General features: G+C 41.3%; 8 protein-coding genes and 1 pseudogene. 6 read left to right on the top strand and 3 right to left on the bottom strand.

All coding sequences use genetic code 11. The annotated features are described in order from the left end of the window. Window positions 1-16: 16 nt before the first annotated feature. Both FTV30_RS03955 and FTV30_RS03950 read right to left on the bottom strand, forming a co-directional pair. The gene (locus FTV30_RS03955) at window positions 17-2,005 is read right to left on the bottom strand and encodes a hypothetical protein (RefSeq protein ID WP_092692908.1); all 1,989 of its coding nucleotides are present in this window, start codon (window positions 2,003-2,005) and stop codon (window positions 17-19) included. 11 nt (window positions 2,006-2,016) lie between these two features. Further along, window positions 2,017-4,635: a hypothetical protein gene (locus FTV30_RS03950; protein ID WP_180001058.1), complete on the bottom strand. Its 2,619-nt coding sequence runs from the start codon at window positions 4,633-4,635 to the stop codon at window positions 2,017-2,019. A gap of 111 nt (window positions 4,636-4,746) precedes the next feature. Here FTV30_RS03950 and FTV30_RS03945 point away from each other — a divergent pair. Then, window positions 4,747-5,628: pseudogene (locus FTV30_RS03945) on the top strand (helix-hairpin-helix domain-containing protein); the annotation flags it as partial. 415 nt (window positions 5,629-6,043) lie between these two features. Here FTV30_RS03945 and FTV30_RS03940 read toward each other — a convergent pair. After that, a complete protein-coding gene (locus FTV30_RS03940; RefSeq protein WP_180001057.1) occupies window positions 6,044-7,111 on the bottom strand; it encodes an aldehyde reductase in 1,068 nt (355 codons plus the stop codon). Between the two features lie 341 nt (window positions 7,112-7,452). Between FTV30_RS03940 and bfr the strand changes: the two genes are divergently transcribed. From bfr to FTV30_RS03915, 5 genes are all read left to right on the top strand, one after another. Then, a complete protein-coding gene (gene bfr, locus FTV30_RS03935) occupies window positions 7,453-7,917 on the top strand; it encodes a bacterioferritin (protein WP_005095949.1) in 465 nt (154 codons plus the stop codon). Between the two features lie 517 nt (window positions 7,918-8,434). After that, entirely contained in the window at window positions 8,435-10,192 is a 1,758-nt protein-coding gene (locus tag FTV30_RS03930) for an ABC transporter substrate-binding protein (protein ID WP_180001056.1), read from the top strand. Window positions 10,193-10,214: 22 nt separating this feature from the next. Next, a complete protein-coding gene (locus FTV30_RS03925) occupies window positions 10,215-12,020 on the top strand; it encodes an ABC transporter substrate-binding protein (RefSeq protein ID WP_180001090.1) in 1,806 nt (601 codons plus the stop codon). 19 nt (window positions 12,021-12,039) lie between these two features. Then, entirely contained in the window at window positions 12,040-14,046 is a 2,007-nt protein-coding gene (locus FTV30_RS03920) for a M3 family metallopeptidase (protein WP_180001055.1), read from the top strand. 12 nt (window positions 14,047-14,058) lie between these two features. Continuing rightward, window positions 14,059-14,997, top strand: coding sequence for an ABC transporter permease (locus FTV30_RS03915; protein WP_180001054.1), 939 nt, complete (start codon window positions 14,059-14,061; stop codon window positions 14,995-14,997). Window positions 14,998-15,004: the final 7 nt, after the last annotated feature.

Here is a 15,004-nt window from a genome sequence, read left to right as displayed (position 1 = left end):
AACTAAATTCCTAGTTTTATGGTTTAATAAAGTAAAAGAAAACTTCGTTTCCATCAATTTTACAGAAACGGACTTGTTGACCTGTTTTTTCTTTATGTTCGTCAATCAATCTACGGACCAGTGTCTCTAGCACAGTTGAAATATTTGTTGACTGTCTGGCTTTGTTAATGATGCTTCTCACTGCTTGATCACCATTAATATGCTTGTTTAATGATGCCCCTATCTGTGCAATAGTAGCCTCAGCTTCGTCGATCCATTCATCATCAGGTGACACTTCTGCATAATAGAATGTTTGATCGAGGTTAGAGTGACCCATGAACCAAGATAGCTCATCTAATCCAATTTGATCTGAGAAGTTAAAATACACTACAGCAAATAGTCTTCTAAATTGGTGTGTTGATGGATACCATCTTTTTCCACCGATCAGGGGGGATTCAATCCAGTCCATAAACATATTAATGGAAGCATTAATATAGTCATCGCTTAAAGGGTTTTTAGAGTTTTCCCCGCCATCTTCACGAGCCGCACTGATTGATCTATATGACAATGCACAACCAAACAAAAATAGTTCATTCTCATCTCCTATAAAACCTCGTCTTTCTTCAAGCTCACATACCATTAAAGCGAACTCTAGACCGTAATCGTATATTAAATCAGGGATAGGTCTATGTACTTTTTCTAACTCTAACCTTTCTGAGCTTTTAGGGATTTTCATGACTATGTCAAACAAACCATCAACTGGGGATTGTACAAAGCAATTACGGTTTAAAGTCCGCAATGATGTTGCTCTGCCAGCAGAGAAGCTGGCGATCAGAATCCATATTGCAGCTGTGTAAAGTCTGATAGCCATATTAACAGACATGCCATTTCTTAACTCGCTATAGTCAAATTTACTGACATCTGCTTTTTCCCATGACGTAATGATTAAAGGTTTGAGAGCGCTTGGGATCTTAGTTGTTTTATATACATAATTCTTTATCTTTAGGCTATGTTGCCTGCTGGTTGATAAAGCTATACCAAGTTCTTTTATCCTGTTAACTTCGCCTTTAGATAAATCCGAAAGGTACTGACGAAGTGGCTCTCCATAAACGCGTGCAAAATGTAATGCTGAGGAAGTTGTATGAAGGGATAATGAAATTGGCATCAATGGAGTTTTCACTCTATCGATCATTTCATCAAAAATAGTCCTTCCCACAGAAAACAGTTTCATTGGCGAATACTGAAACTTATATTTTTGGGCAGTTCTTGCAGTAAAAAAGGCTTCCAATTTAGAGATTTCATTAGAGATTGTACTTTGACTTGGATACAGATCAAAGTCTATGTCAAACTCTCGTGTACATGCATTATTGTATTCTCGCTTATACGCCATTTGAGAAAAAAAGCCATCATCTTTTGATTCTAAGTATTTAATTACCTTGTATTTAAGACTTTTAAATTCCCTAGTTGTAATAGCAAACTCAGTTTTTATTAAAGACCAGTTTATATCGCTCTTTGAGCTCCATTTTATTAATATAAAATTAACTGCTTTTTCAAACAAATCCCTCTCTACATTGAAAGATAACAAGTAATGTTTCAACTCTTTTAATTTGATTTGCTCTAGGCTTCTAACTAAAGGTTCGCTCTTGGAAATACGAAATTCATTTGCATGGTAGATGAGATGAATTACAGATATAGCGATATCCGAAATCCTAGCTGGTCTTGTAATTTTACCTGTTGTATCAAGATAAAGAAGACTATTACGGATATCTATTAATAATGCTTCATTAATTTTGTCAGTTAGATACTCATTATCTGCAATCTTTTTTTTGAATTCAAACTTTCGGGCTTTATTAAGGTTTTCCTTATAGAAGGATAAATTAATACCAACTTTGGATAAGTACCAAGTTTTATCATTTATAGACTCGTTCAACATCCATCGAGGTTTAGGGTAAGAGGAATTAACAATGGTCTCTAGCAAGTCATTAGGGTCTATGCGTTCCTTTATAGGGCTTAAATTACTTTTCATTATTTACACACCTAAGAACTATTTTTCTCGACATTTAACTGTGCTGTCCTAAGCATATGCTTCATCATTACTGAGGACTCTTGTCCAATCTTATCAAGTACATCTTTACAGTTTTTCTTTAACTTCTCATCTTTACCATCTTTCGCATACTTTATAGCTAACTGAAGATTTAGATCAGATACACAAAAATATAGTGGGATATCTTCCTCATTATCTATACAAGGGTTAGTTAGTTTTTCGTATAAATTACCTCCCATATCTGGATTATTGAAAACTTGTTTTAGCTGTAATTTCAATTCGGCCTCACTCATATTTAGTGACTTGAAAGGTAATTTATCAGATGAGGTAGCCATAAACAGAAATATCTTCTGAAAGTTTCTTATTTTGAGTCTGTAAATTATCTCAGTTAAATATTTCGGGATGTAACGATTAAGAGTTGTCTTAACAGTATTACCAAAATATGTCGAAGTCTTGATGGAGTCGCCATTTGAATTTAAATAAATTAAAACACCTTTTGATGTTCGTACTTTTTTTAATGTAGCTTCCTGCAAAGTCGTGTTCTGAGGTGAGAGCGTCAAGCAGAACTTATTAAATTTATTTTGGAATGTTTCAGGACATGGAACAGTGGTACCGTGACAAGATAGGCAAACCCATAGATCTCGTATTCCCAAGGTCTCTCTGATTCTTGCTGTCATTTCTAATGCCATTCTTAAGCAAGTTGCCGCATTTATTTCATATGCATCTATATCGGCTAATGATTTACAAGATCCTTCTGCTTTTCTTGAGCGAGCGCTTCTAGCTCGTGGCTTTAAAGCTTTAATTCTTACAGAACCCTCATCATCCACTATAACAAATTCATGGCCGTGACCGTCAGATGATATTTTTACTCTATAAAGCGAGTACGGATTAATCCCTAATTCTTCTGTGATGATGGTTTGCATCGCAGATGCAATACTGCTTGTTAAGCCTAGATATCCAAGGATATCTTCGCTTATAGCGAGATTGTTAATATTATGTTGAGTTTTGCTATTTAGTAGATCATTAAAGTAATGATTGTAATAAGCAGTTAAATTATTTAAGCGTAATGGATGTGCGCTATTAAAAGGGTTTACCTTTGACTTAGAATTGCTGCCTTTTGTTCTACTTACGAGTAATTGAGGGTGGTTCATGAATTCATCAAACTGGCTTTGCTCTATGATGATATTTTTATTACAAAACTTTTTGTACCCCTGAAAAACAATCTCTTGGGCGTTTTTCACAAGCATACACAAGTTATATGAAAGTTCGCTCTTTAAAGACTCGATAAATTGGGGGGTGTTTATGTATTCATCACGCTTTTTTTCATCATACATGTCCACTTCACAAATGAGCGGGTTGTCTTTTCGCACCTTTTGCGTATTTATACACCTACGCAAATTGTCCGGAAGTTCAACGTTTTCTGGCAATACGCCATGTTTAACTAATACATCAAGTGAGTTCTTAACGTTCTGGAATTTACCATATGCTGTATTTCTTTGATATTCATCAAGCAAGTTACCTCTATATTTTAAAAGCTCACCTTGAATAATTCTGGGATGTTTATACCACTCAATATTACTTGATGAAATTTGCTCTAAAAATTGAATTAATGGGCCTCTATGATGTTTCTTATGCTTAAAACTGTTAACGTGCTCTTTTAATCTATTAGCAATTTCTGGAGTGCAGGTGGAGTTTAGTATTCTCTTAAAGTTCTCATCGGCGCTAGATTCATGTGAGAAAAGATTAGATATTTCTTCTGGTATAATTTCAGATTTAATTAGTTGGAATTGAGATTCAGTTGGTAAAGTAAGAAAGTTATCTAGTTTATTTGATTCTTGTTTACTAAAAAATTCTATATTAATTAATTTCTTAATGAGCATTTGAAGATCACTTATTAAAATTCTACTGCTTTTAAAAGTGTATCTTTTGCAGAGGTCTATTCGAATATAGTGTAGGCTTTTAGCTAGTTCACCTGGATCGTTATTGTTAAGTGCTTCATACAGTACTGCTATGTATGTTTTTAATAAAAATGATAGTTTGGTTTGTCGCTGCTTACCCGACTGAGATATAAAATTGGAAATTAAATAATAAACATCAGCATTCAAAATTCCTGATAAGTATTCAAGCCTTAGTGCAACAGTAGGTGAGAGAGAATGATCTTTAGCGTTGTCTACTGTCTCTGATTTGGAAAGGTCATAGTTGATCTTGAGAGAAACCTCGAATGGAATTTTCTCAGACTTACAGGCTTCGTATTGAGGTTCAGTGAGAGTACACATGAGGAAAGATAGACCATCGACATTTCCGCCTTTGAAATAGCTCTCATAAATCATGTGCTTTATGAGCAAGCAAATCTGTTTATACCTTTCATTTGCATATTTAAATTTATTCTGCTGGCAAAGGTCCGCACGAATGTAAGTAAGGTTAAGAATTAGCTCGTTTTTATCATCATTTTTGAAAGGTGAATGGATCAGTTCGATGTACCGAATCAAGATAAGGGAAAGCAAGGGCTGTTGATCCGTGCTCTTAGAATCAATCCATTTTCTGACCAACTCACCGACACTAATAAACGTAGATAAAAAAATGAGCCTTTCGTCATGATCTATCACAGCCATTCTCTTTTTGATAGTTTCAACTAGTGAAGATGTTCTATTTTTATATCAAAATCTCATTTATTACAATAGTATTTGCATGATGAAAGGTTAGATGTAAGGTGACACTTCCTGGTAATTCCTAAAGTGGAAAAAGTCTGGCCGGAATTCCGCCCGGTGGATGCCGTTGAAGTGCATTTACCTGAGCAATGTCCAGTCTGTGATTCACCGGTAGTGATGCCGGAAGGTGAAGCCTTGGCGCGTTGTTCGGGTGGGCTGTATTGTGCAGCGCAGCGTATTGAGGCGATTCGTCACTTTGTTTCACGTAAAGCCATGGATATTGAGGGTCTGGGGGATCGCTGGGCAGAATCTTTGCTGCATCTAAATCTGCTGAAAGATGTCTCGGATATTTATCACCTGCATGAACATCGTGAGCAGCTGCTACAGATTGAAAAAATGGGTGAAAAATCTGTTCAGAATTTAATAGATTCTATTGAGAACAGTAAGAAAACCACACTGGCCGCTTTTATTTATGCACTCGGTATTCGTGGCGTGGGTGAAACTACAGCGCGCATGCTGGCCAATAATTTCCAGACCTTGGATGCATTACGTATCGCGGATATCGAAGCACTCAAAAAAACGCCAGATGTGGGGGATATTACCGCAGAATGGATTATTGATTTCTTTCAGGCGCCGCATAATCTGGAAGTTCTGGATCGTTTACTGGCTGCCGGCATTCACTGGGATGCACCCATTGCGCCAACACGCCAACCACTCAATGGTGAAAGTTGGGTGGTCACCGGAACATTAAGCACCATGGGGCGTGATGAAGCGACTCAGTTGCTTCAAGCATTAGGCGCGCGAGTCAGCGGCAGTGTATCGAGCAAAACCAAATGTGTGGTGGCGGGTGAAAAAGCCGGTTCCAAACTGGACAAGGCAGAAAAGCTCGGGATAGCTGTGATTAATGAAGAACAGTTTATTGCCTTGATGAAAGACTATGGTCAGCTTGAAGCCTAAATCAGGACTTGATTGAAGCACAGTCATTTAAAAAGCGCCTTTCGAGGTAATGCCAGTCAGTTAAGAAATTGACTGGCATTTTCTTTTTTAAATTCATGATTATATTTGACAAGTAGAAAAGTCATCCGCAACTGTTTGAGGTAGGACTAGATTTAAAAATGATTGTTTCTGCGACAAATTTACTAATCGATGGTAGCTGACGAGTTTTGCGGTGAGGAGTGTTGCTCCGCAAGATGCCTTCCTTGCGAAGCTTTGCTTCTCATTTAGGCGAAACCAAAGTAACAAATAATTTACAAGAATTTGATTTATAACATTAAGACTCCGTAGTGAACGACTAAAAAGTTAAAGAGTCTATTTCTAAACTCCTTAACTGATCAGCATTACACCTTCAGGTGGCTTTTTAAATCTATAAACTTTAAGGAATATATTTTTTGACTATGCCATCATCCAGCAGTTGCTGGAAATGTTCGACCAGACTTTCTTGTACCGGACGATACTCAATGCCGAGCTCATCTTTACTTTTCTGGGCATTAAAGAAAATTGGATAACCCATATTCAGTTCCACAAACTTAGAGCTAAAGCCTGCCAATGGCCCAAACAGTTTAAAGGCCGCTTTTGGCAACTGATTGCGCGGGAAGGGGAACTTATTGCCAAAATTTTCTCTTAAAATCTGCCCCATTTCCAGCAGGCTCAGGCTTTCACTACAAATAATATAACGCCCATGTGCTTCCGGTTTAAATGCAGCACGGAGATGTGCTTCAGCGACATCCTGCACATCGACCACACCATTCCACATGGGTGGAACACCGAATAGCGTCATGCCATTGGCGAATTGCTGCAAGACCTCGACACTTCCGGACTGGGTGTTGGAGGTTAAGGATTGACCAAAGACCAGCGCCGGATTAATACAAATCAGCGTCCAGCGATCCTGTGCGTCTGCCATCTCCCAGGCCTTGCGTTCAGCCATGACTTTAGAATAAGGATAAGGCTGATGCGTTTCCGAGCTGGTGGTATTCCAGCATGATTCATCAAAACTGTTATTTTCAGTTTGTAGAATATCAACCGCATCGCCATAAGTAGAGGCAATACTCGACGTGACGATCACGCGTTTTACAGATTCTGTCTGATTGACGCTATTCAGGACATTTTCAGTGCCTAAAACCGCAGGTTCAATAATGTCTTTGACCGCATCTTTATAATTGGTCACCACAAAAGGCGAGGCCATATGAAAAACAATTTCACAACCTTGCATGGCTGCATCAAAAGAGCCCGGGCTTAATAAATTGGCCTGAAATAACTTTAAAGTGCCTGGACTGTTATCGGCAATTTTTTCTAAATGGGCAAAGCTTTTATTTTTATTCAGGTCACGTACCGTGGCATGTACGGTGTAGCCTTGCGTGAGTAATTTCTGGATGACCCAGCTGGCAATATAACCCGATGCACCGGTAACTAGAACCGGCGCTGTAGTATATAGATGTGTCATAGTTAAACCATTGTTGTTTTAAATTTGTCTGCATCATAAGCGAAATTTATGCATTAAGTACGCCAATGCGGTGATGTTTATACAAAAACTATTAATATGACTGATCTTCATGAATATTTACAAATTTTAACCTGAACATTCTTTGGTGTATTTAGCTGTAGAGCCGAGCGCCGTAAAAATGCAAAGTATTGTTTTATAAATGGGATTTGATTCAGAACGAAGTGTAAATGCAAGTACTTCTCATTTTAATTATATAAAAATCAAATATTTAACATGGTTAAGCTTTGCAAATCTGAATGCTTTTCTCCATAATAGCAGCATAAAGGTAGGGAGTAATTCAAATGCGCGGTAATCCAGAAGTCGTAGATTATTTAAATATGTTGATCGGTGGCGAACTGGCTGCTCGTGACCAATACTTGATTCACTCTCGTATGTATGAAGATTGGGGTTTAACCAAAATCTTTGAACGTATCGACCACGAAATGCAGGAAGAAGCCCAGCATGCGGATGCGATTATCCGCCGTGTATTGTTCCTTGAAGGTACACCGAACATGCAACGCGATGACGTTGAGATTGGTGAAGATGTCGTGAGCTGCCTGAAAGCCGATCTGAAACTTGAATATCATGTGCGGGAAAAACTGGCACAAGGCATCAAGCTGTGCGAAGAAAAAGGTGACTATATCACCCGTGATATGCTGCGCCAGCAAATGTCAGATACTGAAGAAGACCATACCTACTGGTTAGAAAAACAGTTGCGTTTAATTGAACTGATTGGCTTGCAAAATTATATTCAATCACAGATGTAAAATCGGATTGAGAAAAAACCCAGCATATGCTGGGTTTTTTTATGGGATAAAAATTGAGGGCAATACTATTCTGGTTTCAGTTGGGACAATGTGGGGTTGATAAACATTGCACAAAGAATAGGATGATTGCATAAAGAGACATTTAGTGAGCAGTTGGTTATTATGAATTTCTGGGTTCTAAGATCAAGGCCATGTGAATTCTCTAAAAAAAAGCTTATTTATCTTTGTGTGAAGAGAAGACGAATGGGCGTTTTAAAGATAAAAATGACATAAAAGGTTCATTAAAAATATTTGGTTAGGCAGAATAAGGGCAAGTGCATAAAAATAAATTTTCTCGGTAGAAGTTGAAAAAATAGTTGTTTTTGAAGATATGAGATTTGCTTTGTCCAATTTAATTTCTCTATTCAGCTTTGATTCATAAATTGCAACAAATATAGGGCGTTAGGTTAAGAACTTCCTAGATCAATAAAACATTAAGATAAAAATAGGTATGACTTTGAAATCAGCAATGTTAAAGATGACCGTTTTAGCACTGACCATCGGATCGGGGGAGGCGGTCTTGGCAAAATCGCCTGCGCAGTCAGATAAAGTTTTAAATATTGCATTTGAAGCGCCTGATGACGGTTTTGATATGGTCAAGACCTATAATTTTTATAGTGGCAGTATTGCTGAAGCGATTTTTGAACCCTTATTACGCTATGACTATCTGGCACGACCCGCCACTTTAACCCCGAACACTGCGGAAGCCTTGCCCAAGATCGAGCAGGAGGGCAAAGTCTATACCTTCAAGATTAAGCCTGGAATTTACTTTAGTGCTGATCCGGCATTTAAGGGCAAAAAACGTGAACTGGTTGTCGAGGACTATATTTACTCCATGAAGCGGGTGATGGATCCTAAAAATCATTCGCCGACCTTTTCGTTTATTGAGGGCAAAATTCTCGGTGCAGATGCTGCCATTCAGCAAGCCAAAAGTTCTGGTCAATTTAATTACGATGCGCCAATTGCAGGACTAAAGGCACTTGATCAATATACCTTGCAAATCACGCTCACGCGTTCCGACTTTAATTTCCCTTATATCATGGCCTATGTCACTTTTAGCGGTACCGCCAGAGAAGTCATTGAGCATTATGGCGCGCGTGCAGGTCAGCATCCAGTCGGGACAGGGCCCTATCAATTGCATAAATATGTGCCGCGTAGCCGGATTGAGTTAAAGGCCAATCCAGATTACCGGGGATTTAGCTGGAATTTTAAGGGTGAAAATACGGCCTGGGATCAACGTCTGGTGAAAGAAATGAGCGGCAAAAAAATGCCGCAAATTGGGAGGGTCAAGGTCAGTATTATTGAAGAAGAACAATCGCGCTGGCTGGCGCTGAAATCGGGTCAAATGGATTATGACCGGCTCACTGCAAGTGGTGCTGAACAGGCCTTGGTCAATAAGCAGCTCAAAAATGAATACAAGCAAAAAGGCATTTTGCATTATCCAAATAAAGATGCAGAAATCACTTATACCATCATGAATATGCGCGATCCTGTGGTCGGTGGAAATTCACTAGAAAAAATCGCTCTGCGTCGGGCAATCGCCTTGTCTTATAACCAGAATGAAGCCATCAAACAGCTGTATAAGGGACATGCAGATAAAGCTGAAATGATCATTCCCGAAGGCGTGAATGGGCATAATCCAGCTTATAAAAATAGTATTGCCTATAATCCCCTCTTGGCCAACAAGCTGCTCGAGCGTTTCGGTTATAAAAAAGGTGCAGATGGCTATCGGACTTTGCCTGATGGCAAACCTTTGACACTGAAAATGAACTCGACCAGTTCCAGCTCTTCAGTGATTGCAGCGGAATTATGGAAAAAGAATCTGGATGCAGTTGGTCTACGTATTGAATTTAAAATCAGCAATTTCGCCGACAACCTGAAAGAAGCCACCCAATGTAAACATATGCTGTGGGGCGGCGCCTGGATTGCAGATTATCCGGAGGGTGAAAATTTTGCTCAACTCTTATATGGCCCAAATGCACAGCAGGGCAACCTGAGCTGCTATACCTCAAAAGCCTATGATGCCCTGTATCAGGCTGCCATGAAGCTGCCACCAGATCAGCGTACGCCCTATTATGAAAAAATGAACCGGCAAATCGAAGCCGATAATCCCTGGATTTTACACAATACCCGGGTGCGTAACTGGCTGATTCATCCTCAGGTTCAAGGCTTTAAGGCACATCCAATCATGAACTCCGTTTGGCAATATCTCGATATTGAACCAGTCAAAAAATAAACCTATTTAGATGAAGAGTATGATGAAGGGAAATTTATCAAAGCAATTCAAGCAACTGACGGGTAGTGTTCTGTTGGGAAGTTTGCTCTGTTCGGGGATCGTTTCTGCATGGGCCGTTAATCCTGCAGATCCTAACAAGGTGATTCGGGATGTTTTTCCTGTGGCAGAAACCGGATTTGATCCCGCCGCAACGCACGATGCCTATTCAGCCCGGGTTAATAGCGCGATTTTTGAAAACCTGTTTAGCTATGACTATCTGGCAACCCCAGCCAAGCTGATTCCTAATACCGCGGTTGCCATGCCAGAAGTCAGTGCAGATGGTCTCACCTATACCATCAAAATCAAAAAAGGCATTTACTTCGCCGATGATCCCGTTTTTAAAGGTCAGAAACGTGAACTGACGGCTTATGATTATGCCTATTCATTAAAACGTCTGATCGATCCCAACTTGCATTCACCAAATAGCTGGTTGCTGGATGGCCGGATTAAAGGGCTGGAAGCATGGGTCGCCTTAGGCAAAAAGAATGGCAAAGTCTATGAAAACCCCTTTGAAGGCATTCAAACGCCAGACCGTTATACCCTGATTCTGAAACTGACCCAACCGGATCAAAACTTTCCGATGTTACTGGCACATGGCCCAGCAGCTGCAGTTGCCCGTGAAGTTATTGAAAAGTACCGTAATAAAGCAGGCTTTGCGATGGACAAACCAGTCGGTACAGGCCCTTATTTATTGTCACGCTGGACTCCGGGTTCACGCATTATTTTAAAAGCCAGTCCGAACTACCGGAGTTTTGTCTGGAATTTTAAAGCCAGTAGCAGCGAAGACCAGCCTATTGTGGATGCATTGCAAGGCAAAAAAATGCCGCAAATTGGCACGATTGATATCCGGGTCATTGAAGAAGTCCAGTCACGCTGGTTGGCCTTTAATAAAAATGAATTGGACATGACTGAAATCGACGGCGACATGGTGGTTCAGGCGCTTGAAAATGGGCTACTCAAACCCTCCTTAAAACAAAAAGGGGTTCAGTTATCTAGGATTACCGATCCGCTGATTGGCTACCATTACTGGAATATGCAGAATCCTGTGGTCGGTGGGTTCAGCAAGGAAAAAATTGCGCTACGTCGTGCCATGGCCATGGCTTACTCTACCGACAATATGATCAGTGTCTTGCTCAAGGGCGATGCCAATAAGTTACAGATGCCGGTACCACCCGGAGTGGTTGGTTATTCACCGGATTATAAAAGCAGTATTCCCTATTCGGTCAAGGCGGCCAATATGCTGCTTGACCGTTATCAATACAAAGTCGGGGCCGATGGTTGGCGCAGACAACCCGATGGTAAGCCTTTAGAGATTGAACTGATTGTCGGTAATACCAGTCGTGGTCAGCAACAGGCAGAATTCTGGAAAAAAGCCCTGGACAATATTCAGATCAAGATGGTCAGCAAAGCCATGCCATTTGCCGAGGCGATCAAGCTGGAAAAACAGTGTAAGACCATGTTTAAAAGCTCGGCCTGGATTGCTGACTATCCGGATGCCGACAACTTCATGCAGCTTTTTTATGGCAAAAATGTCAATGTCACCAACAATGCCTGCTTCAAACATCCTGAATTTGACCGCCTGTATGAGCAAACCCAAAGCATGCCAGCCAGTCCTGAACGTGATGCAATCTATCGCAAAATGTCCCGGATTCTGGAAGTGAATATGCCGGTACTGATGCTATATAGCACCTATCGTAATGTCTTGTCGCAACCTCGGGTCATTGGTTATAAAAACCATCCGATTCTGTCTTCAGAGTGGATGTACATCGATATTGATAGCAAAAAGTAAGAAAAATCTGGAGATAAATATGAAATCGAAGTCTTTAAAATTAAGTAGCTTATGTTTAGTCATAATGGGGGGGTATCAGGGGGTAGCGGCACAGACTCAAGCGCAGCTACTGCCATTATTTAAGGCAGCAGAGATTCCATCTTTATGTGATGCCAATCTGGCCAGCATGCAAAAAGATATTCAGATATTTGAAAATCAGAAAATTAAAAATAAGGCCAAGGCAGGGCCTTATCTGGCTGAATGGGATGAATTACATGCCAAAGCCCGGGATTTTGGTGCAGCAGTCGGATTGTATAGTAATGTCGATCCAGACCCTGCATTGCGTCAGGCAGCAGATGACTGTGAGCTAAAAATCAGCAAGTACCAGACCACGCTGTACCAGAATCCGAAACTGTATGCCCAGTTCAAGAAACTGAAGGCCAGCGATCCGATTGATCAAAAATTCTTGCAAGATATTCTGGAGCAGTTTGAAAAAACAGGGGTACAACTCAGTGCAGAAAAACAAAAGCGCCTGAAAGATATCATCGAAGAATCGACCAAGCTGTCTCAGGATTTCGCCAAAAATGTACGTGATAATCCGCATAAAGTCGAATTTACCCCAGCAGAAATGAAAGGTCTGCCAGCCAGCTATATGGCGGGGTTAAAGAAAAATGAAAAAGGCAATTATCTGCTTGGCTTTGATTATCCGGAATACCAGCCATTCATGGAGCTGGCAGAAAGTGATGAAGCGCGTAAACGTTATCAGATGGCTTATACCCGCCGTGGGACAGAGCAAAACCTGCAATTTATGAAAAAAGCCATTGATCTGCGTTATGAGATGGCCCAACTTTTTGATAAAGAAAGCTATGCACATTCAGCCCTTGAATTTCGTATGGCAAAAACCCCTGAAGCGGTGAATTCTTTTCTAGAGGATGTATATAGCAAAGTCGCACCTTTAGAGAAGCAAGATGTAGAGGAGTTACGCCAGTTCAAAGCCGAGACCTTAAAAGTTCCACGAGAGAAAGCAGATATTACTCGCTGGAATCAGGGCTATTGGAGTGAAAAACTGCGTCAGGCCAAATATAAGGTCGATCAGGAAAAACTGCGCGATTACTTCCCGACCGAAGCGGCACAAAAATGGTTATTTGCTGTGTCATCAGAACTGTACGGGATTGATTTCAGGCCGATGAAAGTCAAGGCCTGGCACAATGAAGTGGAATATTATGCGGTACATGACACTGCCTCAGGTGAATTCTTGGGCGGATTATATGTCGATAAATACCCGCGTGAAGGTAAATATGGACACGCGGCCGTCTGGGGCGCCTATGGTGGCAGTACCCTGAATCAGCGTCGTCCGGTGTCGGTACTGGTCACCAACTTCAACCGCAAAGGTTTGAACAGCAACGAGCTGGAAACCTTTGTGCATGAAATGGGGCATGCCTTACACGGGATTTTATCGAAAACCCGCTATTCCGAACAGTCTGGTACATCGGTAGAGCGTGACTTGGTGGAAGCACCTTCACAGATGTATGAAGAGTGGGCACGCCGTCTGGAAACCTTATCAAAAGTGGCCGATTATTGTGAACCGGCTTGTCCACGTGTCGATGCTGCCATGACTGAGCGTCTCAAAGACGTAAAAAACTATGGTCGCGGTCTGCATTATGCGCGTCAGACTTTATATGCGCAGTACGATATGGCCTTACACAGTAAAGATGCCCTCAAGACCGACCCATTAAAATTATGGCAAGAGATGGAAAGCAAAACTGCCTTGGGTTATGTACCCGGTCAGCAGTTCCCGGGACAGTTTGGGCATGTGATGAGCGGCTATCAGGCAGGTTATTACAGCTATATGTGGTCCGAGGTGATTGCGCTGGATATGCTCTCTGCCTTTGGCGATCAGTTGATGGATAAAAAAGTCGGTGCGCATTATCGCAATACGGTCTTGGCGCAAGGCGGACAAAAACATGGCGAGCAGATGGTGAAAGACTTTCTGGGTCGTGATCCGGACAGCAAAGCTTTCTTTAATGAAATCTCTGGAAAAAATTAAGGAAGGCAAGCGATGCTGGCATATATTATTCGACGGCTCTGGCAAATGATCCCCACCATGCTCGGGGTGATTTTGCTGATCTTTCTGCTGTTTAACTGGGTGGGGGGCGATCCTGCCTATATCCTCGCTGGTAAGATGGCCAATGCAGAACAGATTGAAAACATCCGGCAACAGCTTGGGGTGGATCAACCGTATTATGTGCAACTGTGGATTTTCATCAAGCAGATTTTAACCTTTGATTATGGGGTGAGCTGGAGTACCGGCGAGTCGGTGGCGCAAATTATTAGTACGCGTCTGGGACCCTCACTGACCATTCTGATTCCACTGACCATTTTGCAAACCATTATTTCCATCATTTTGGCCTTGGGTGTGGCGTCAGTTCGCGGCAGTCTGACCGATCGCATGATCATGATGCTGTGCACCATCGGCATGTCGATCAGTATTCTGGTCTATATCATTGTGTTTCAGTATTTCCTCGCTTATGAGCTGAGCTGGTTTCCGGTGCAGGGCTGGGGTGATAATTTCGCTGACAATCTTTTCAAATACGCCTTATTGCCTGTACTGATTATGCTGGTGGTGAGTATTGCCCCGACCTTACGTCTGTACCGCAGTTTCGTACTGGATGAAGTCAATCAGGACTATGTGCGTACTGCACGGGCCAAAGGTCTGGGCGAGAGCCGGATTCTGGGCGTGCATGTGCTACGCAATGCCTCGATTCCGATTATTACCGATGTGATGGCGGGGCTTCCAGCACTGCTGATAGGTGCTTTCCTGATTGAGCGTTTTTTCGGTATTCCGGGGATTGGCCGTGAAGTGATTATTGCCGTAGAGCGTTCGGATTTCCCGGTGATTAAAGCGATTACGGTCTATGTTGCCGCTGCGACCATGATATTCAACCTGATTGCCGATCTGATCTATAAATGGGTCGATCCACGCGTACAGTTGAAGTAGGTGAATT

It is taken from the genome of Acinetobacter sp. YH12255 (genome assembly GCF_013417355.1).
GTDB lineage: Bacteria > Pseudomonadota > Gammaproteobacteria > Pseudomonadales > Moraxellaceae > Acinetobacter > Acinetobacter pseudolwoffii.
The sequence above is the reverse complement of the archived record's forward strand: the minus strand, read 5'-3'. Positions and strand labels throughout refer to the sequence as shown.

What these genes read in the sequence shown, in the direction of transcription:
- FTV30_RS03955 (WP_092692908.1), bottom strand. Translation starts at nt 2,005, where the DNA reads ATGAAAAGTAATTTAAGCCCTATAAAGGAACGCATAGACCCTAATGAC.
- FTV30_RS03950 (WP_180001058.1), bottom strand. Translation starts at nt 4,635, where the DNA reads ATGGCTGTGATAGATCATGACGAAAGGCTCATTTTTTTATCTACGTTT.
- FTV30_RS03940 (WP_180001057.1), bottom strand. Translation starts at nt 7,111, where the DNA reads ATGACACATCTATATACTACAGCGCCGGTTCTAGTTACCGGTGCATCG.
- bfr (WP_005095949.1), top strand. Translation starts at nt 7,453, where the DNA reads ATGCGCGGTAATCCAGAAGTCGTAGATTATTTAAATATGTTGATCGGT.
- FTV30_RS03930 (WP_180001056.1), top strand. Translation starts at nt 8,435, where the DNA reads ATGACCGTTTTAGCACTGACCATCGGATCGGGGGAGGCGGTCTTGGCA.
- FTV30_RS03925 (WP_180001090.1), top strand. Translation starts at nt 10,215, where the DNA reads ATGAAGGGAAATTTATCAAAGCAATTCAAGCAACTGACGGGTAGTGTT.
- FTV30_RS03920 (WP_180001055.1), top strand. Translation starts at nt 12,040, where the DNA reads ATGAAATCGAAGTCTTTAAAATTAAGTAGCTTATGTTTAGTCATAATG.
- FTV30_RS03915 (WP_180001054.1), top strand. Translation starts at nt 14,059, where the DNA reads ATGCTGGCATATATTATTCGACGGCTCTGGCAAATGATCCCCACCATG.